This window comes from Fervidibacillus halotolerans (assembly GCF_026547205.1).
Taxonomy (GTDB): Bacteria; Bacillota; Bacilli; order Bacillales; family Caldibacillaceae; genus Fervidibacillus; species Fervidibacillus halotolerans.
Genome location: NZ_CP106877.1, coordinates 2,204,848 through 2,224,173, shown reverse-complemented (window position 1 = coordinate 2,224,173; position 19,326 = coordinate 2,204,848). Strand labels below are relative to the sequence as shown.

Sequence of the window (19,326 nt, the reverse complement as noted above, 5' to 3'; positions counted from 1 at the left end):
AAGGTATTAAAGTTAGTCAAATATATTGAAAATCATTATCAAAAGGTTGTTCATCAAATCAAAAATGGTAAGGAAAAATACAAACCAAAAATTATTCATTCATTAAAAATAATTAAAAGCAAACTAAACAAAAAAATACAAAAAAGTAATATTGGTGGATTACAGTTACCGTTTAAAAAAATAGGAAAAAACGTTGAAATTCATAAAGGAACGTTTTTTATGAGTCAGAATATAGAAATCGGGGATAACGTATACATTGGACCCGATGCTTATATTTTTGCACAAGGTGGTTTATTGATTGGAAAAGGGACTATTATTGGACCGAGAGTAACCATTTTAACAAGTAACCATAACTATGATAGCCCTGATTTAGAAAGTATTCCTTATGATGGAAAAAATATTTTAAGAAAGGTTATCATTAGCGAAAATGTATGGATTGGAGCAAATGTATCGATCGCACCAGGAGTAACCATTGGTGAGGGAGCAGTGATTGCAATGGGAGCAGTTGTTACGAAGGATGTTCCTCCCTTTACTGTAGTAGGAGGAAACCCTGCAAAAATTATAAAATATAGAGATAAAGATAGATATTATAAGCTAAAAATGAATGGAAAGATATATTTGAAACTCAAAAAAAATAAGGAGATTACAATTTATACTAAAGAAGACCGGAAATGATGATTATTTTATTTATATCTTTATTTTTAAAGGAGAGATCAAGAATACTTAAAAATTTCCGTTCTATTTAACCTTTTTCTCCCCTCCCCCCACCTATTATTTTATGATATAGTATATATTGCGCTTTTTTTCGAAAAATGGTTATTGGAACTGCGCATTATTTTCATCAATGAAATTACGTTGAGGGGAGCTTTTTTTGTGGGCATAGAAAAATCAATTACTCATCATAAATCGACCTATGTATTCTTTTTAATTTCGGGTATTCTTTTTGTTGCTTTTAATTTACGTCCGGCGATTACTTCTGTCGGACCGATCGTCGGGATGATTCAAGAGGATTTACATCTGTCCCATTTTGCGGCAGGGCTTTTAACGAGTTTACCGTTAGTTGCCTTTGCCGTTGTATCACCTATCGTACCGAGTATTTCTAGATATTTTGGAAATGAACGGACGATTCTTTTTGGGCTGATCCTTTTAGTGTTCGGTATTTTGACCCGTTCGGTCACGTCTGCCTTTTTCCTCTTTTTCGGGACCCTTTTTATCGGAATTGGAATCGCGATTAGTAATGTCCTTTTGCCGGTGATTGTAAAGGAGAAGTTCCCGTTGAAAGTAGGATTGATGACAAGCATTTATACGACGGCAATGGGGATTTTTGCCGCAGCCGCATCTGGCGTGAGCATTCCGATTGCATCCGGTCTCGGTTACGGATGGAAAACGGCCCTTGTCGTGTGGGTAATCCCTGCGGTGATCGCCGTTTTTCTTTGGGTGTATCTGTCCCGATTTTCTGAAGTCACGGGGGAACCAGTCACCCGAACGGAACGAATGGATACAAATATTTGGCGTTCGTCTTTAGCGTGGCAAATTGCTCTGTTTACCGGGTTACAATCCTTTTTATTTTATGTAACAGTAGCTTGGCTTCCGGAAATCCTCCATCATCACGGACTCGATTTGGGTACAGCGGGATGGCTTCTTTCCCTATCCCAACTTATCGGTTTACCCGCTAGCTTTTTCGTGCCGATGATTGCGGCAAAATTCCGGTCCCAATCGGTGTTTGTCGTATTACTAAGTATTTTATCTTTGGTTGGTTATGGCGGATTACTTATACCAACCACTTATCCGATACTCGTTCTTTTAATCAGTCTCATTGGATTTGGATTAAATGGATCCTTTGCCCTTGCCCTTTCTTTTATCGGTATGCGCGCTCGGAATGCAAGGCAATCGGCTGAGTTATCCGGAATGGCCCAATCGTTCGGGTATGTTCTTGCGGCGTTCGGTCCGATTTTGATCGGCTCTTTGTTTGATCTAACCGGATCTTGGACGTGGCCTTTAGTCACCTTATTGATCGTAAATATTCTCGTCATGATCTTCGGAGCTAGTTCCGGTCGAAACAAATTTGTGGGTTGAGGTTATGGATACCTCGGCCCTTTTTTGATGAAGTGATAGAAAGAAATACATTTTTTTGCCTTTTTTGGGATTAGTGAATGTTTATCTGTCAAATATCCAAATTGTAACCGCAAAATTTTTGACTATCGATGAAAACGTATGCAAATTCAACCAATGTCGAAAAAACCCCCATATTGTTGGCTTGCATATTTGTAAATTTGTCGAAAACGGTAGAATGCTTAGTAAATCGTTTTTTGTTGGAAAAGCAGTGGATAAATGGCACCCATTCAAGGGATGACTTGACCACTTTTCTATATATAAAAAACAAATCCGGATCGTGATTTACGAGTAATTACCGAATAAAAACCTAAAGAATCATGTGTTTTTGTCGATATATACGGTAGAGTAACACGAAGGTACGGAACCGAAATCTAAAATTTTTTTAATCTGCATGTAGGGGGGATCAATGATGATCGAAAAAGTCTCTTCCCAACAACATGTTATAACGACCATGCCAGGTGTACGCTCGGAAGGAAAAGGGACTGAATTACAAGAGAAATTGGAGTATTTGACGGACAAAGAACAAAAGGAAATGAAAGGTTATTTGCAGTCGGAAAATAAAAAGCAAATCAAGGAACTGGTGAATGGATTAAATGAATTTTTAACACCAGTACATACCTCGTTGAAATTTGAACTGCATGAAAAATTAAACGAATATTATGTTACCATTATTGATGACAACACGAAAGAAGTGATTAAAGAAATTCCGCCGAAAAAATTACTCGATTTATACGCGGCGATGGCAGAGCAATTGGGCATTATCGTGGACAAAAAGATTTAAGTAAAATCCCTTTCACGTTGAAAATATCGTATAATGAACGTAACAACGAGGGACAAATTCTCCAAATGGCTGTAGAAGGGAAGTGAATGGATATGGTGATGCGTGTTACAGGGCTTGCCAGTGGGATGAACATCGACGAAATTGTGGAAAATTTGATCAAAGCGGAAAGCATTCCGTTAGATAAAATGAAGCAAGATAAAACATTGCTCGAGTGGAAGCGGGACGCATATCGGGAAATGAATACGGAACTTTTAAATTTCCGTTCGGAATTAACGAATATGCGGCTCAGTTCCTTTTATCGGACCCGTTCGGTGACAAGTACGAATGAATCCCTTGTTTCAGCGACCGTAGCTAGTGGAGCTGGAAAGGGAACGTATACGATTTCGAATATTTCCCAATTAGCACGTGCCGCCTATTATGTGAATGCAGGCGCAATTTCGACAAATGAAAATTTTAATCCAAGTAACGGTTTGTATGCGGAAAAAGACAATTTCGCCTATACCGGTTTTACCGATTGGCGAGAGGGAAGTGTCGAAACAAAATCGATTATTGTGAAAGATGCAGGAACCTCCTTTAGTCTAGAATTGGAAGCAGGAACAGAAATCATCGATGCAGCAAACTTATCTGTCAAAGTGAACGGAAAACGGTATGAAGTCGTTACATCGATGCCATCGGAAGGTTTGGCTGACAATCAAGTGTTGGTCAACACAGCAACAGGCGAACTGACCTTTAAAAATACTATTGATAAGAATAGCACCATTAAAGTTGACTATGTAACTAATCAAAGGATTGAAACGAAAACGATCACGGAAGATACGACTTCCATCACACTTCGAGGGGCACTTAAAGAAGACTCTGTGTCGATTACGATGGGAGATAAAACATTGACGACGAGTGGGAATTCCCTTCTTTACAATTCCACGACGGTCGGCACCATTGACTACTCGACCGGAAAAATTACGTTCAACGACGATTTTAAATCGTTAGTGCAAGAAGAAATGGCTAAATATGGCTCTTCTGAAGATGATGAGGATCAGCCGAAATTGGATATAAAAATCACGTCTAAGCAATATTACACTTCCTTCGATCTTACGACGTATAACACCGATGGTAGCCAGAATAAGGAGACATTTTTTATCCAAGGTGCCGAATCGTTAAACAGTGTTATATCCCGTGTGAATGGTAGTGATGCAGGTGTCACGATGTACTATGATTCCTTTACCGGTCAAATGACGATTACGCGAAACGAAACGGGCAATTTAAATTCGAGCGATTCAGATATCGAATTAGAAGGCGCTTTTATAAATAAATTGTTACAATTTGAAAGTGGTACGTATGAGGACGGGAAAAATGCCATCTTTGAAATCAACGGTTTGCGTACCGAACGGACATCGAATGCATTTTCTATGAACGGTGTTACCTTTACGTTGAAAAATACGACGATCGGTGAAGATGGAAATGACACAGGTGAACGGATTACCGTAAATGTTAACGATGATACGGAAACATTATTTGAAAATATTAAAAGCTTTGTAGAAAAATATAATGAACTGATTGAAAAAATTGAAGAAAAACTCAATGAACCGAAGTACAAAGACTACTTACCTCTCACAGATGATGAGCGGGAGCAATTAACGGAAAGCCAACAGGAAAAATGGGAGGAAATGGCAAAAAGCGGTCTGCTTCGGAACGATTCGATCCTTTCCAGCTTTATTACAAATAGCCGAACAAGCATTTATTCGCCGGTTACCCAAGATGATATGGATCCGACATTGCGTTCCCTTTCTGCCATTGGGATTACAACGACAACCAATTATTTAAGCGGAAAATTGGAAATTAATGAGACCGCTTTGAAAGAAGCGATTGAAAAAGATCCTGAATCGATTGAAAAATTGTTTATTGGAACCGGGGAATCGGATAGCCAGAAGGGAATTATCAGGCGTCTGACGGATCAAGTCAATGCGACGATGGATTTATTGAAAGAACGTGCAGGGAATACCTTTTCCGTCAACCACCAATTTACGATTGGAAAACAGTTGGACGTCCTTGAAGACCGAATTGAAGCCTTTGAAGATCGGTTGACCGTTTTAGAAACGAGGTATTATAATCAATTTGCAGCGATGGAAACGGCTATACAAAATGCGAATAGTCAAGCTGCCTACTTGGCACAATTGTTCTTCTCTTAATCGAAAATGGACGAGGAATGGAAAACCGTTATGATTTGAAATCTTTCGTGTCCATTTTCTTCCCTTTTTTCATGCCGTACCATTTTAGAAAAAATCGGAAACTAATTTTAAATGATTTTTTAATAAGGAAAGGTGGATATGATGGCGATCCAAAATCCGTATCAAGCATACCAAACGAATTCCGTAAATACTGCCACCCCAGGAGAACTCACCCTAATGCTTTACAACGGTTGTTTAAAATTCATCCAATTGGCTAAGAAAGCTCTAGACGACAATAACATCGAGGAAAAAAATAAAAATATTCAAAAGGCCCAAGACATTATTTCCGAACTCATGAGTACTTTGAACATGGACATTGAAATTTCTCATCAAATGTTGCCACTGTATGATTTTGTTCGGTCGAAACTTATAGAAGCCAATGTAAAAAATAGCGTGCAAAGTTTAGAAGAGGCGGAATCGATTATTACTGAATTTCGCGATACGTGGAAACAAGTCATTCAAATCAATCGAAAACAAATGCACGACAAAGGCGGCCAAGCGTGATGAATCCCCTTAAACAATTTTATTTACTCACTGCGGAATTGATTCGGTTGTTGGAAGAAAGCGACGCCAACCACCGTGATGAAACGATTCAACGGATGAACGAACTGTTTGAAAAACGGGAAGAGGTGCTAAAGCAAATCGCACCTCCTTTTTCACGTGGGGAAAAACAACTAGCTGAACAAGTGATGAAACTAAATGAAAAATTAGTAAGGCTAATGTCGGAGGAAAAAAACAATATCCGATCCGAATTAGAAAAGGTCCGCCAACAAAAAAAGGTACAACAAAAATACGTAAATCCATACGCACAACTCCAAACAGACGGCATCTTCTACGACAAAAAAAAATAAAGTGGGTCGGGGGGACAGGAACCTCGACCCACCACTTTTTGGGAGGGGACAGGAACCTTACTGGGCCGAGGGGACAGGAACCTTGGCCCAATTGGGAAAAAGGAACCGGAACCTTGACCCAGAATTACTGCCCAAATGAAGAAATGAAACTCTATAAATCATGATTCAAGACAACATTCGAAAATTCGACAAATTTTTCAGTTTGAAAAGAAGGATTTTATGCATTCAAAAGAGAAATAATATATATAGTTATAATAAAGGAGGAGTTCGCACATGAGATACGTTGTACGTGGAGAGAAAATTGAAGTAACTCCGGCTTTACGGGACTATACGGAAAAGAAGATTTCTAAATTAGAAAAATACTTTACTGAAACTCCGGATGCGAACGTACATGTCAATTTAAAAGTATATCCTGACAAAAAAACAAAAGTAGAAGTGACGATTCCGCTTAAATACATTACGTTACGGGCGGAAGAAATGAACGAAGATATGTATGCTGGCATCGATTTAATAACTGATAAATTAGAAAGACAAATTCGTAAACATAAAACGAAAATTAATCGGAAAGTTCGGGAGACGGGAATGAAGGATGTGTTTGTGAACGGTCCGACGTCTACCGAAGCAGAAAAGAAGGAAGAAGAAATTGAAATCGTTCGTGTGAAACGATTTGATTTAAAACCGATGGATAGTGAAGAAGCTGTTTTACAAATGAATATGCTCGGTCACAACTTCTTCGTATATACTGATGCTGAAACGAATTCGACAAACATCGTTTATAAACGAAAAGACGGAAAATATGGTCTGATCGAAACGAACTAACTTGAGTCTAGCCCAACCCCTGCGATGATCAATATTGCAGGGGTTTTAATTTTGTTCAATCAAAGGAAGTATGCACACATTTCTTTGAATCTGGGGAATTATTGTTTGAATTCAGGTGAATTTTATTTAAATTCGGGTAAAGTTTTATGGAATTCGAGGAAATTTGTTTTGAATTTGGGTAAATTGGTCGGAATTCGAGTAAACGAAACAAGAATTCGGGTAAAATCATTTGAAATTCGGGTAAACGAAACAAGAATTCGGGTAAAATCATTTGAAATTCGGGTAAACGAAACAAGAATTCGGGTAAATCATTTAAAATTCGGGTAAATAGAACTAGAATTCGGGCAAATTCATATGAAATTCAGGGGAATAGAACTAGAATTCAGGCAAATTCATATGAAATTCGAAAATAGACCAGGAATTCGGGTAAAATCATTTGAAATTCGGGTAAACGAAACAAGAATTCGGGTAAATCATTTAAAATTCGGGTAAATAGAACTAGAATTCGGGCAAATTCATATGAAATTCAGGGGAATAGAACTAGAATTCAGGCAAATTCATATGAAATTCGAAAATAGAACAAAAATTCGAGTAAATTCATATGAAATTCGTGGAAATAGAACAGGAATTCGAGTAAAATCTTTTGAAATTCAGGGAAATAGAACAAGAATTCGGGTAAATTTATTTTGAATTCAAGTAAATTTTGATAGAATTCAGGTAATTTTGTTTTAAATTCAGGTAAAATTTGTTGGATCTAAACGATTATTATTTGAAAACCCAAAAAATTTACGCACATCCCCCGATTTTCGTTAAAATATTGTTATCATTACATATAAGGTGAACAGTAATCGAGGATGTGAATCAACTATAAAGAGGTGAACATATTGGACTTTTTACACTACCCTTATGCGTCCCAACGAATGACCATGTTTGCGAAAAGGGGAATGGTTGCCACGTCCCACCCCCTCGCTTCCCAAGCTGGATTGGACATTTTAAAAAAGGGGGGAAATGCGGTTGATGCTGCAATAGCTACGGCTGCTGCATTAACGGTTGTTGAACCAACGTCCAATGGAATCGGTGGAGATGCTTTTGCAATCGTCTGGATGAAGGATAAATTACACGGGTTAAACAGTAGTGGTCCGTCACCAAAATCCATATCCATTGATGCAGTCAAAGAACGTGGGTATGAAAAGATGCCAACCCATGGTGTGATTCCTGTAACGGTTCCAGGCGTTCCAGCGGCTTGGGTAGCTTTATCGAAACGATTTGGCAAACTACCTTTATCAGAAACGTTAAAGCCGGCAATTACCTATGCACAGGAAGGGTATCCGATTAGCCCGACATTAGGAAAATATTGGAACTTAGCATATAAAAAATATAAACAAACCCTTCAAGGTGACGAATTTCTCCATTGGTTTGAAACCTTTGCACCGGATGGACGACCACCTAAAATTGGTGAATTATGGCGTTCTGAAGCCCATGCGAACACATTACAAACAATCGCTGAAACAAATGGGGAAAGTTTTTATAAAGGAGAATTGGCGGAAAAAATCGATGCTTTTTTTAAAAAACATAACGGATTTTTAACAAAAGATGATTTATCCACTTTTGAACCGATATGGGTAAACCCAATTCATATCCATTATCGAGGTTACGATATTTGGGAAATCCCACCGAACGGGCAAGGAATCGTTGCACTGATGGCGTTATCGATTGTAAAAGAATTTGAATTTCACACGAAGGATGATATTGAAACATACCATAAACAAATTGAAGCACTGAAACTAGCAATGACTGACGGAAAAGCGTTTATTACGGATCCACAACATATGGAAGCAGATGTAAATGTGTGGCTTTCAGAAAAATACGGTGCCAAAAGAAGGGAACAAATTGGAAAAACCGCCCGAATGCCCGAACCATTACAACAAGGAAAAAGCGGTACGGTCTATTTAGCAACGGCTGACGAAGAAGGAAATATGGTTTCGTATATTCAAAGTAATTATATGGGGTTCGGTTCAGGCATTGTGATTCCAGATACGGGAATTGCGATGCAAAACCGCGGCGCAGATTTTTCCCTCGATTCCAGCCATCCGAATGCTTTACAACCGGGAAAAAGAACGTATCATACGATTATTCCTGGCTTTATTACGAAGGGAAAAGCAGCGATTGGTCCCTTTGGCGTCATGGGAGGATATATGCAGCCCCAAGGTCATATGCAAGTCGTCATGAATATGATTGATTTCCATCTGAATCCTCAAGCTGCCCTCGATGCACCCCGTTGGCAATGGATTGAAGGGAAACGGGTGATTGTAGAACCGAATTTTCCAAATCATATCGCTCAAGGATTGGCGAGAAAAGGACATGAGATTCAAGTCTCATTGGATCACGGTGCCTTTGGAAGAGGACAAATCATATGGCGAGATCCGAAAACCGGTGTACTGATTGGTGGAACGGAAAAACGAACCGATAGTGCCATTGCCATTTGGTGAAGGTGGTGGGTCAAGGGAACCGGAACCACATCCCACCCATACAGAGGGCTAAAAGAACCAAGTGGGTCAAAAGAACCGGAACCATGACCCACCACGCCCACCCCTAATAATTGCTATTTTCAACAATCATTAGTACACTTAAAGGCAACGAAAGAAATTTGATTTTGTAAACGAAAAAACCCAAATTGATCCATTAATTTGACTACGTACGAAATATAATCATTACTATGTATTTTATACATACAATTGATAATCTATTAATTTTTGCTATTTGAATGGATGAATGTAAGAAGGTGAAAGTGTGCAGTATATAAATATTTTTCTCGCCTTTTTTCGGGCGGGTATTTTTGGTTATGGTGGAGGCCCGAGTTCCATTCCCCTCGTTCATAAAGAGGTGGTAAAACGGTACAAATGGATGGACGATGAGGAATTTTCCGATTGTTTAGCCTTGGGAAATGCTTTACCTGGACCGATTGCTACAAAATTAGCGGGATATATCGGTTATCGGGTCGGTGGATTTTTAGGCCTAATAGTAGCTTTAATAGCGACAATTTTACCAACCGTCTTTTTAATGATTATATTTCTGACGGTTTTAAATCGTTACAAAGACCAACCGTGGGTTCAAGGGATGTCTAAAGCAGTGATTCCCGTTGTCGGTGTTATGTTGGGCATATTGACATGGGAATTTGTAAAAAGAACGAAGAGTTCCTTTGGTTGGTTAAAATCTGTGTTGCTACTCGTAGGAAGTTTTCTCCTCATGGAACCATTATCCATTCATCCTGCGATTCTCATAATCTTTTTAATCATTGCAGCTTTATTTAAGAAAACGGATGATTCGACAAAATCAGAACAAAAGGTGAAAGCCCGATGATTTATTGGAATCTTTTTCTCGCATTTTTTATTCCAGGCATTTTAGGATACGGTGGAGGCCCAGGGACAATTCCCCTTGTAGAAAAGGAAGTCGTCGATCGATACGGCTGGATGAACCATCAAGAATTTAGCGAAATGATTGCCCTAGGGAACGCTTTACCCGGACCAATTGCTACGAAAATGGCCGGTTATGTCGGATTTGTGCAAGGTGGGGTGTTAGGTTCCGCCATTGCCATATTTGCCATCGTGGCTCCTACGCTGATCTTGATGATTGGTTTATTGAGTATTCTACAAAAATATAAAGATTCCCCGAAGGTAAAGCAACTTAGTCAAAATGTTCGACCGGTGATTGCGGTTTTATTAGGAGTTCTTGCCTATGATTTTTTATTCAACTCATTTCAAGGCATCGGTGGTTGGCAAACTTTCATTATTGCTTTACTTAGTTATTTTTTCTTGGAATTTCGAAAAGTGCACCCCGCTTATGTTATCCTCGGTGCCCTCGTTTACGGTGCCCTCTTTTTAGGATAAGTGGGTCAAGGTTCCGGTTCTCTTGTCCCGTTTTGATCCAGGGGTGGGTCGAGGTTCCGGTTCCCTTGACCCACTCCTTCTGGTTCTACCCAACTCCCCGGGTCAAGGTTCCTGTCCCCCTAGTTCGATTGTTGTCACAGATAACTGATAATGTTAATATTAAAAATATGTTAGAATAAATATGACCTTCGAAGCTAAGTAGTAATCGATGAATTGGATATGTTATCTTTCGGATTTTCATAACTTTACAATCCTTTCGCAAGGCTAAAAGGTTTTTAATTTAAAGGAGCGTTGTGCGTATGGCAAGTATTTTAAATAAAATTTTTGATTTTAACAAAAGAGAACTGAAACGTTTGGAAAAAATAGCTGATAAAATTGAAGCCTTGGCTCCGGATATGAAAAAATTGTCCGATGAAGCACTGCGGAGAAAAACCGATGAATTTAAAGAGCGGCTAGAAAAGGGAGAAACATTAGATGATCTTTTAGTTGAAGCCTTTGCCGTTGTTCGGGAGGCAAGTCGACGGGTTCTAGGCCTATACCCGTTTCGCGTACAATTAATGGGGGGTGTTGTTCTCCATGACGGAAACATTGCTGAAATGAAAACGGGTGAAGGTAAAACATTAACGTCCACGATGCCCGTTTATTTAAATGCACTAGAGGGAAAAGGTGTGCATGTCATTACCGTCAATGACTACTTGGCCAGACGGGACGCAACGGAAATGGGTAAAATATACGAATTCCTCGGTTTGACCGTTGGCTTGAATTTACACGATATGACGAGGGAAGAAAAACAAGCGGCTTACCAAGCGGATATTACTTACGGAACAAATAACGAATTTGGCTTTGATTATTTACGGGATAATATGGTTTTATATAAAGAACAAATGGTACAACGACCGCTGAACTACGCGATCATTGACGAGGTAGACTCGATTTTAATCGATGAAGCCCGTACACCGTTAATTATTTCCGGATCAGCGAAAAAGTCGACCCAACTGTATATGCAAGCAAATGCATTTGTCAAAACATTAAAAATAGATAAAGATTATACCGTTGATGAAAAAACGAAATCGGTTCAACTGACAGAAGAAGGCATTACGAAGGCAGAAAAAGCCTTTGGAATAGATAATTTATTTGACATTAGTCACGTCACATTGAATCACCATATTAATCAAGCTTTACGAGCCAACGTCATTATGCAACGGGATGTGGATTACGTCGTACAAGACGGTGAAATCATCATCGTCGACCAATTTACCGGACGTTTAATGAAAGGGCGCCGGTATAGCGACGGGTTGCACCAAGCGATCGAAGCAAAAGAAGGCGTGGAAATTCAAAATGAAAGCATGACGATGGCGACGATCACCTTCCAAAACTATTTCCGTATGTATAAAAAATTAGCAGGGATGACTGGTACTGCCAAAACGGAAGAAGAAGAGTTTCGAAATATTTATAATATGAACGTATACGTGATTCCAACGAATAAACCAGTCATTCGTGAAGACCGTCCTGACTTGATTTATAAGACGATGGAAGGGAAATTTCGCGCCGTTGTGAAAGACATCGAAGAGCGCCATCGAAAAGGTCAACCGGTGCTCGTCGGTACCGTGGCGATTGAAACATCGGAACTCGTCTCCCAATTGTTAAAAAGAAAAGGAATTCCCCATAACGTCTTAAATGCAAAAAACCATGCTCGTGAAGCGGAAATCATCGCTCAAGCTGGACAAAAGGGTGCGGTTACCATTGCAACGAACATGGCTGGTCGGGGAACGGATATTAAACTTGGCGAAGGCGTAAAAGAATTAGGCGGTTTGGCTGTCATCGGTACGGAACGCCATGAAAGCCGTCGGATCGATAACCAATTACGGGGACGTTCTGGTCGTCAAGGAGATCCTGGTGTTACCCAATTTTATTTGTCTATGGAAGATGAATTGATGCGTCGATTCGGATCCGATAATATGAAAGCGATGATGGAACGACTTGGCATGGACGATTCCCAACCGATTCAAAGTAAAATGGTTTCCAGAGCCGTTGAATCCGCTCAAAAACGGGTTGAAGGAAATAACTTCGACGCTCGGAAACAGCTATTGCAATACGATGATGTAATCCGTCAACAACGGGAAATCATTTATAAACAACGGTTTGAAGTAATCGACTCGGATAATCTCCGTGAAATCGTTGAAAAAATGATTAAAACGGTCATTGAACGACATGTCAATTCTTTTGCTCCTGTCGAAGAAAATCCTGAAAATTGGAATTTAGAAGGGCTTATTCAATATTTGGATGCGAATCTCTTACATCCGGGCGATATTAAGGTATCTGATTTATCAAATCTTGAGCCCGAAGCGATCATTGAAAAGATTTTTGAAAAAGTTCTCGAGCGTTATAATGAAAAAGAAGAACTGCTCGGTCCGGAAAAAATGCGTGAATTTGAAAAAGTTATTTTACTTCGAACAGTAGATACGAAATGGATCGATCATATCGATGCGATGGATCAACTACGACAAGGCATCCATCTCCGTGCATATGGACAAACCGATCCGCTTCGAGAGTATCAGACAGAAGGATACGCCATGTTTGAAAATATGATCGAATCCATTGAAGAAGATGTGGCAAAATATATTATGAAAGCTGAGATTGTCAATAACTTAAAACGGGAAGAAGTCGCTAAAGGTCAAGCGGTTATGCCAAATTCTTCCGGAGAAAAACCGAAAAGAAAACCGATCCGTAAAAAAGTGAAAGTTGGCCGGAATGATCCTTGCCCATGCGGAAGCGGGAAAAAGTATAAAAACTGTCACGGCCGTTTCGAATCGTAATCCATTTTCGTTTCAATTTTAGAAAACGATGAAAAATATAAAAAGATTGTCAAGCTGATTTATCATCGGTTGGAATGATCTGTAGGGGGAGCGATTTTTTTGCCCCCTTCTTTTCATGGAAAAAGGAAATCCTCGCATTTTTTTCTCGTACTATGTATAATAACGTTGGAAAATCAAAGTGATGAGCTGCCTTTTGTAAAATCGAATGGCCAATCAGAACCGAATGGTTTGCTTCTACAATAATTGCAAGGAAAAGAGAAGAATCTGTCGAATTATTTCCCGGAAAATAACCGTTTGAAAAACAGATGTAGGAAGGTAGCTTTCCACTATTTTTTAAAAACATAAATTTTTCATAGAGGTGATGTATGATGGAATTGTCGGAAATCCGGAATGAATTGGAAAAAACAGCTAAGCGTATAGCGGAATTTAGGGGGTCTCTTTGACTTAGAAAATAAAGAAGCTCGGATTCAAGAACTGGATGAAGTAATGGCAGATCCTAATTTTTGGAACGATCAAGAAAAGGCCCAGTCCATTATTAATGAGGCAAATGGATTGAAAGACCAAGTTAATGAATTCAAAGAGTTAAGCGAAACTTACGAGAACTTAGAATTAACATTCGAATTATTGAAGGAAGAAGAAGATCCGGATTTACAAGCGGAAATGGAGTCGGAATTGGAAGAGTTAACAAAAAAACTAAATGATTTTGAACTCGAACTGCTTTTAAGCGGCCCGTATGATAAAAACAATGCCATTTTAGAGTTACATCCTGGTGCAGGAGGAACTGAATCCCAAGACTGGGGATCCATGTTATTACGGATGTATACACGTTGGGCAGAGAAAAAAGGATTTAAAGTGGAAACGTTGGACTATTTGCCAGGAGATGAAGCAGGGATTAAAAGTGTTACATTGTTAATCAAAGGTCATAATGCTTACGGATATTTGAAAGCGGAAAAGGGAGTTCACCGGCTCGTACGGATTTCTCCTTTTGATGCTTCCGGTCGTAGGCATACATCCTTCGTTTCCTGCGATGTCATGCCGGAATTTACTGGTGATGTACAAATCGACATTCGGAATGAGGATTTAAAAATCGATACGTACCGTTCCAGTGGAGCAGGTGGTCAGCACGTGAATACGACTGATTCCGCCGTTCGGATTACACACATTCCGACCGGAATTGTCGTTACTTGTCAATCGGAACGTTCACAAATACAAAATCGGGAAAAAGCGATGAAAATGTTAAAAGGAAAATTGTATCAACGGAAAATTGAAGAACAGGAACAGGAATTGGCGGAAATTCGTGGTGAGCAAAAGGAAATCGGATGGGGAAGTCAAATTCGTTCATACGTATTCCATCCGTATTCGATGGTGAAGGATCATCGTACGAATGTTGAGGTTGGAAATGTGCAGGCGGTTATGGACGGTGACATCGACCGATTTATCGATGCCTATTTACGTTCTACGATCAAATAAATGTTCAGGACGGCGGTAATTGGGAAGCCGTCCTTTTCCATTTCCTTATAATTAATAAATGGAAAAGGGGAAAAACAATTTGGAGGATCGATCGTGACGAGCATCTATGCACGATTGCGGAATATAAAAATCGGATATGCTATACTCAAATTAAACCAACTTTGCTTTTCATTAAAATGGACCAAAATTATTCCAAGGAGGGGGATTTTCGTGAAAAAAAGGAATATGTTGCTCATCGGCTTACTTTCTGTCGGATTGTTGTCAGCCTGTGGTGGGGGAAACGATTCTACTGAAAACGTCCATTCATCCGATTTATCTGGCGAGGAACTTTATATGCAAAGCTGTTCCAGTTGCCATGGGGGTGATTTGAAGTCAGGCTATGCCCCGGATTTGGACAAGATTGGATCGAAATTTACAGCTGAGGAAATTGAAGATATTATCGTCAATGGTTATAAATCAATGCCTAAAGGTATTTTAAAGGGCGATGACGCGAAAAAAGTCGCCGAATGGTTAGCCGAACAAAAGTAAAAAAAGTGGGTCGAGGTTCCGGTTCTCTCGGCCCACTTTTTTCGTTACTGCCACGCTAGGTCAAAGTGGGTCAAAGGAACCGAAGTGGGTCAAAGGAACCGGAACCATGACCCACCCCTACCCCCCAACGGGTCAAAGGAACCGGAACCATGGCCCACCATGACCCACCAAAGCGGGTCAAAGGAACCGGAACCATGACCCAATGCCCCCCACCCCATAGACCTCTAGAAGCTTCAACCCGTTTTATAGTTCAAAATACCTATGTAAAATTTGCAAAACCATGTTTTCCATTTTTTTATTTTTCCTTATAATTATAAGCAAATAAAATATTTTGACAAAAATCGAGAAAAATTTCCAAACGCTAGGCTTTTTTTGGGTGAATCGTCCTAAATGAAATATAAATGTAAAATAATTTCATCTTAATTTGTCAAAATTTGATGATATAATGATTCTTGAGACCTATATAAAATAGACAGTGAAAGAACATCAGTTGAACAAAAAGACAGAAAATAAAGGTGATTTGCAGAATGATCACAATGAAAGAAGTTTATAAAAGATATCCAAATGGTGTTGTTGCAGCAAATGGCATTGATATACAGATTGACCAAGGGGAATTTGTCTATGTTGTCGGAGCAAGTGGAGCAGGGAAATCGACGTTTATTAAAATGATGTACCGGGAAGAAAAGCCGACAAGTGGACAAATCATCGTAAACGGAGTCGATATTACGAAGTTGAAAAATAGTAAAGTTCCGCTTTTCCGAAGAAATATCGGAGTCGTATTCCAAGACTTTAAATTACTACCGAAATTAACCGTATATGAAAATATCGCTTTTGCTCTAGAAGTAATCGAAGAGTCCCCTCGAGTGACGAAGAAAAAGGTTATGGAAGTATTGGAACTGGTCAATTTAAAACATAAGGCCCGTATGTTTCCAAATGAGCTTTCTGGGGGCGAACAACAACGGGTTTCTATCGCCCGCTCAATTGTCAATTCTCCACTCGTTGTCATTGCCGATGAACCGACTGGAAATTTAGATCCGGATACCTCTTGGGAAATTATGCGAATCTTTGAAGAAATTAATGCAAGAGGAACGACGGTCATCATGGCAACCCATAATAAGGAAATCGTAAATACGAAAAAACATCGAGTTATCGCCATCGAAAACGGTTTGATTGTAAGGGATGAACAGCGGGGGGACTACGGATATGAAAATTAGAACACTCGGTCGCCACATTAAAGAAAGTGGAAAAAGCATCGCAAGAAACGGCTGGATGACTTTCGCATCGATTAGTGCCGTAACGGTCACCTTATTACTCGTCGGTGTCTTTTATGTCATTTTGATGAATTTAAATGAAGTGGCCACATCCATTGAAAAGGATGTATCCATTAAAGTATTGGTCGATACAACTGCAGGCGAAACTGAGCGGGAAGATCTTTTAAACAAATTGAAAAAGATGGATAAAATCGAATCAATTATCTTTTCCTCGAAAGAACAGGAATTGGATGAATTAATTACAAGCTTTGGGGATGAAGGGGATCTTTTCAAAGAATTATATGAAGAACGAAATCCACTGAATGATGCTTTTATTATTAAAACGAAAGATCCAATAGATACGATGGAAGTGGCAAAACAAATTGAGACATTCGATTACGTGTATAAAGTGAATTACGGAAAAGGGGAAGTTGAAAAACTATTCAATGTAATCGATGCGAGTCGAAATGTCGGATTGGCACTCATTATCGGATTACTATTTACCGCAATTTTTCTTATTTCCAATACGATTAAAATTACGATTAATTCAAGAAGAAAAGAAATTGAAATTATGCGATTAGTCGGTGCAACCAATGGATTTATTCGCTGGCCGTTTTTCTTAGAAGGATTGTGGCTAGGCATCCTCGGATCAATTATCCCGATTACGTTAATTGCCTTCTTATATAAAGAAGTTTATTCGTATATTCAACCGAAATTAGAAGGGCATTTCATCCGTTTGCTGGAATTTACCCCATTTATTTATGAGGTAAGTGGGCTAATCCTTGGACTCGGTTGTTTAATCGGCACCCTCGGTAGTTTACTATCCGTTCGAAAGTTTTTGAAAGTTTAATAGGTTAAACAACTCAATGAAAGAACAGTTAAAGAATAAATATTGGAATTTGCTGTTCTTTCATTGTTCCATCTCCTATCCGTTCGATTGCATACTTTTTCTAGGAAAAAGATCAACTTCCAAAAAAATAGGCATTTTTCTGTTCCTATACATAACTCAAAAAATAAAGAGGGGAGGAAGCGGTAGATGAAAAAAACATGGGGCATCATCTTCACCGTCCTGCTCGTTTTAGGGACGGTCGTGGGAGGTACATCGGTTTCTGCGAATAAACTACAAGAATTGGAAAATCAAAAGAAAGAAATCACTGAAAAATCGTCCGAAGTTAAATCAGAAATGGCTGAAAAGGAAAAAGAATTAGAAGAAATCCAAAATAAGCAGGAAGATCTGAAACAAGAGATCAAACAACTGGATATGGACATCCAATCGATCAGTGAGGACATCAGTAACAAAACTCAAGAAATTGAGAAGAAAAACGAAGAAATTGCCCAATTGAACGAAGAAATTAAAGAATTGGAAGCGCGAATTAAAAAGCGGGATGAATTGTTGATGGAACGGGCCCGGGCGATACAAGCATCCGGAGGCACGATTAGTTATTTAGAAGTGTTGCTTGGAGCGAAAAGTTTTACGGATTTTATATCACGTGTTTCCGCTGTTTCGGCAATTATCGAAGCGGACAAAATGATTTTGGAAGAACATAAAAAAGATCGAGATAGTTTAGAAGAAAAGAAAGAACTGGTAGAACAAGATAAGAAAAAATTGGAGCAATTAAAGGAACAATTACAATCGCAAAAAAACCAATTGGAAAGTAAGCGGGTTGAAAAGGATCAAGTGATGGAGCAGTTGAAGGAAGAAGAAGGAGCCATTGAAGAATACTATATGGATCTCAAAGAGCAACAAGAATTATTAGCTGCCCAAGAAGCTGCCATCAAAAAAGCGATGGAATTAGAGAAAAAGCGAATTGAAGAGGAAAAAAGAAGATTAGAAGAAGCGAAGAAAAACGGAACAGTTCCTCCGAGTAGCGGCATGTTTATGCGGCCTGCAGCAGGTCAAGTCACATCCGAATTTGGTGCCAGATGGGGAACGACCCATTACGGGATCGATATCGGCGCCACCACGAGGGGGGTAGCTGGTGATCCTGTTTATGCTGCGGCAGCAGGAGTCGTAAGTAAATCCTATTATTCCCCCAGTTACGGAAATGTTATCTTCATCACCCACTATATTGATGGGCAAGTATATACAACCGTTTATGCCCACTTATTGTCAAGGGGAGTGAGTGAAGGACAAATCGTCAATAAAGGAGACGTTATAGGAAAAATGGGAACGACCGGTTATTCGACGGGTGTTCATCTCCATTTCGAACTACATGTAGGTGAATGGAACTACGCGAAGTCAAACGCGGTTAATCCGAGAAAATACATTAATTTTTAATTGGGCTTGATAAATTTACTCCCGTGCATTTGAATATAAAAGTGCCCCGAAGGAAACGAGAACCGATTCGGGGCATTTTTCATTACATGGATGCGATTTTCCTGTTTAAAATTAAAGATTAGCTAAAGTTTTTGCGGTATTTAAAATCATCATGTTTGGAATTTATTTTTTTTCTTCATCACCTTTATTCGCTTTGGTCTGACGAAATAATATGTTCATATCGCTTGCATTTGGATAGCCAAATCATTTGATTCACTTTGGCACGACGAAACAGGATATTCCTACCCCTTCCATCTTGACGGACAA

General features: G+C 39.2%; 15 protein-coding genes and 1 pseudogene. All 16 read left to right on the top strand.

The genetic code is table 11. The annotated features are described in order from the left end of the window. Window positions 1-429: 429 nt before the first annotated feature. Window positions 430-564 (top strand): annotated as a pseudogene (locus OE105_RS13960) (DapH/DapD/GlmU-related protein); the annotation flags it as partial. Between the two features lie 309 nt (window positions 565-873). After that, window positions 874-2,076: a CynX/NimT family MFS transporter gene (locus OE105_RS10580; RefSeq protein WP_275420147.1), complete on the top strand. Its 1,203-nt coding sequence runs from the start codon at window positions 874-876 to the stop codon at window positions 2,074-2,076. A 448-nt stretch (window positions 2,077-2,524) separates the two neighbouring features. Then, the gene (flaG, locus tag OE105_RS10575) at window positions 2,525-2,896 is read left to right on the top strand and encodes a flagellar protein FlaG (RefSeq protein ID WP_275420146.1); all 372 of its coding nucleotides are present in this window, start codon (window positions 2,525-2,527) and stop codon (window positions 2,894-2,896) included. Between the two features lie 86 nt (window positions 2,897-2,982). Beyond that, the gene (fliD, locus tag OE105_RS10570) at window positions 2,983-5,082 is read left to right on the top strand and encodes a flagellar filament capping protein FliD (RefSeq protein WP_275420145.1); all 2,100 of its coding nucleotides are present in this window, start codon (window positions 2,983-2,985) and stop codon (window positions 5,080-5,082) included. Window positions 5,083-5,223: 141 nt separating this feature from the next. After that, on the top strand, window positions 5,224-5,625 hold the full coding sequence (gene fliS, locus OE105_RS10565; RefSeq protein WP_275420144.1) for a flagellar export chaperone FliS: 402 nt from the start codon (window positions 5,224-5,226) through the stop codon (window positions 5,623-5,625). Continuing rightward, a complete protein-coding gene (gene fliT, locus OE105_RS10560; RefSeq protein WP_275420143.1) occupies window positions 5,625-5,972 on the top strand; it encodes a flagellar protein FliT in 348 nt (115 codons plus the stop codon). Before fliS ends, fliT begins: the two co-directional genes overlap by 1 nt. Before the next feature lie 273 nt (window positions 5,973-6,245). Further along, on the top strand, window positions 6,246-6,791 hold the full coding sequence (gene hpf / locus OE105_RS10555; RefSeq protein ID WP_275420142.1) for a ribosome hibernation-promoting factor, HPF/YfiA family: 546 nt from the start codon (window positions 6,246-6,248) through the stop codon (window positions 6,789-6,791). Between the two features lie 884 nt (window positions 6,792-7,675). Next, window positions 7,676-9,280: a gamma-glutamyltransferase family protein gene (locus OE105_RS10550; RefSeq protein WP_275420141.1), complete on the top strand. Its 1,605-nt coding sequence runs from the start codon at window positions 7,676-7,678 to the stop codon at window positions 9,278-9,280. A 301-nt stretch (window positions 9,281-9,581) separates the two neighbouring features. Further along, window positions 9,582-10,151 carry a chromate transporter gene (locus OE105_RS10545; protein ID WP_275420140.1) on the top strand — a complete coding sequence of 190 codons (570 nt, stop codon included), beginning with the start codon at window positions 9,582-9,584 and terminating at the stop codon, window positions 10,149-10,151. Continuing rightward, window positions 10,148-10,678 carry a chromate transporter gene (locus OE105_RS10540; protein ID WP_275420139.1) on the top strand — a complete coding sequence of 177 codons (531 nt, stop codon included), beginning with the start codon at window positions 10,148-10,150 and terminating at the stop codon, window positions 10,676-10,678. Before OE105_RS10545 ends, OE105_RS10540 begins: the two co-directional genes overlap by 4 nt. A 299-nt stretch (window positions 10,679-10,977) precedes the next feature. Continuing rightward, window positions 10,978-13,494 (top strand): preprotein translocase subunit SecA, encoded by a 2,517-nt coding sequence (gene secA / locus OE105_RS10535; RefSeq protein ID WP_275420138.1) that lies wholly within the window; start codon window positions 10,978-10,980, stop codon window positions 13,492-13,494. 368 nt (window positions 13,495-13,862) lie between these two features. Next, a protein-coding gene (gene prfB, locus OE105_RS10530; protein WP_275422163.1) for a peptide chain release factor 2 occupies window positions 13,863-14,964 on the top strand; the annotation gives its coding sequence in 2 pieces (ribosomal slippage) (window positions 13,863-13,934 and window positions 13,936-14,964; 1,101 coding nt in all). 210 nt (window positions 14,965-15,174) lie between these two features. Continuing rightward, window positions 15,175-15,492, top strand: coding sequence for a c-type cytochrome (locus tag OE105_RS10525; RefSeq protein ID WP_275420137.1), 318 nt, complete (start codon window positions 15,175-15,177; stop codon window positions 15,490-15,492). Window positions 15,493-16,019: 527 nt separating this feature from the next. After that, the gene (gene ftsE / locus OE105_RS10520; RefSeq protein ID WP_275420136.1) at window positions 16,020-16,706 is read left to right on the top strand and encodes a cell division ATP-binding protein FtsE; all 687 of its coding nucleotides are present in this window, start codon (window positions 16,020-16,022) and stop codon (window positions 16,704-16,706) included. Beyond that, window positions 16,696-17,592, top strand: a complete 897-nt coding sequence (gene ftsX, locus OE105_RS10515; protein ID WP_275420134.1) for a permease-like cell division protein FtsX — start codon at window positions 16,696-16,698, stop codon at window positions 17,590-17,592. The genes ftsE and ftsX overlap by 11 nt, the downstream gene beginning before the upstream one ends. A 186-nt stretch (window positions 17,593-17,778) precedes the next feature. Next, a complete protein-coding gene (locus OE105_RS10510; protein WP_275420133.1) occupies window positions 17,779-19,020 on the top strand; it encodes a murein hydrolase activator EnvC family protein in 1,242 nt (413 codons plus the stop codon). Window positions 19,021-19,326 lie beyond the last annotated feature (306 nt).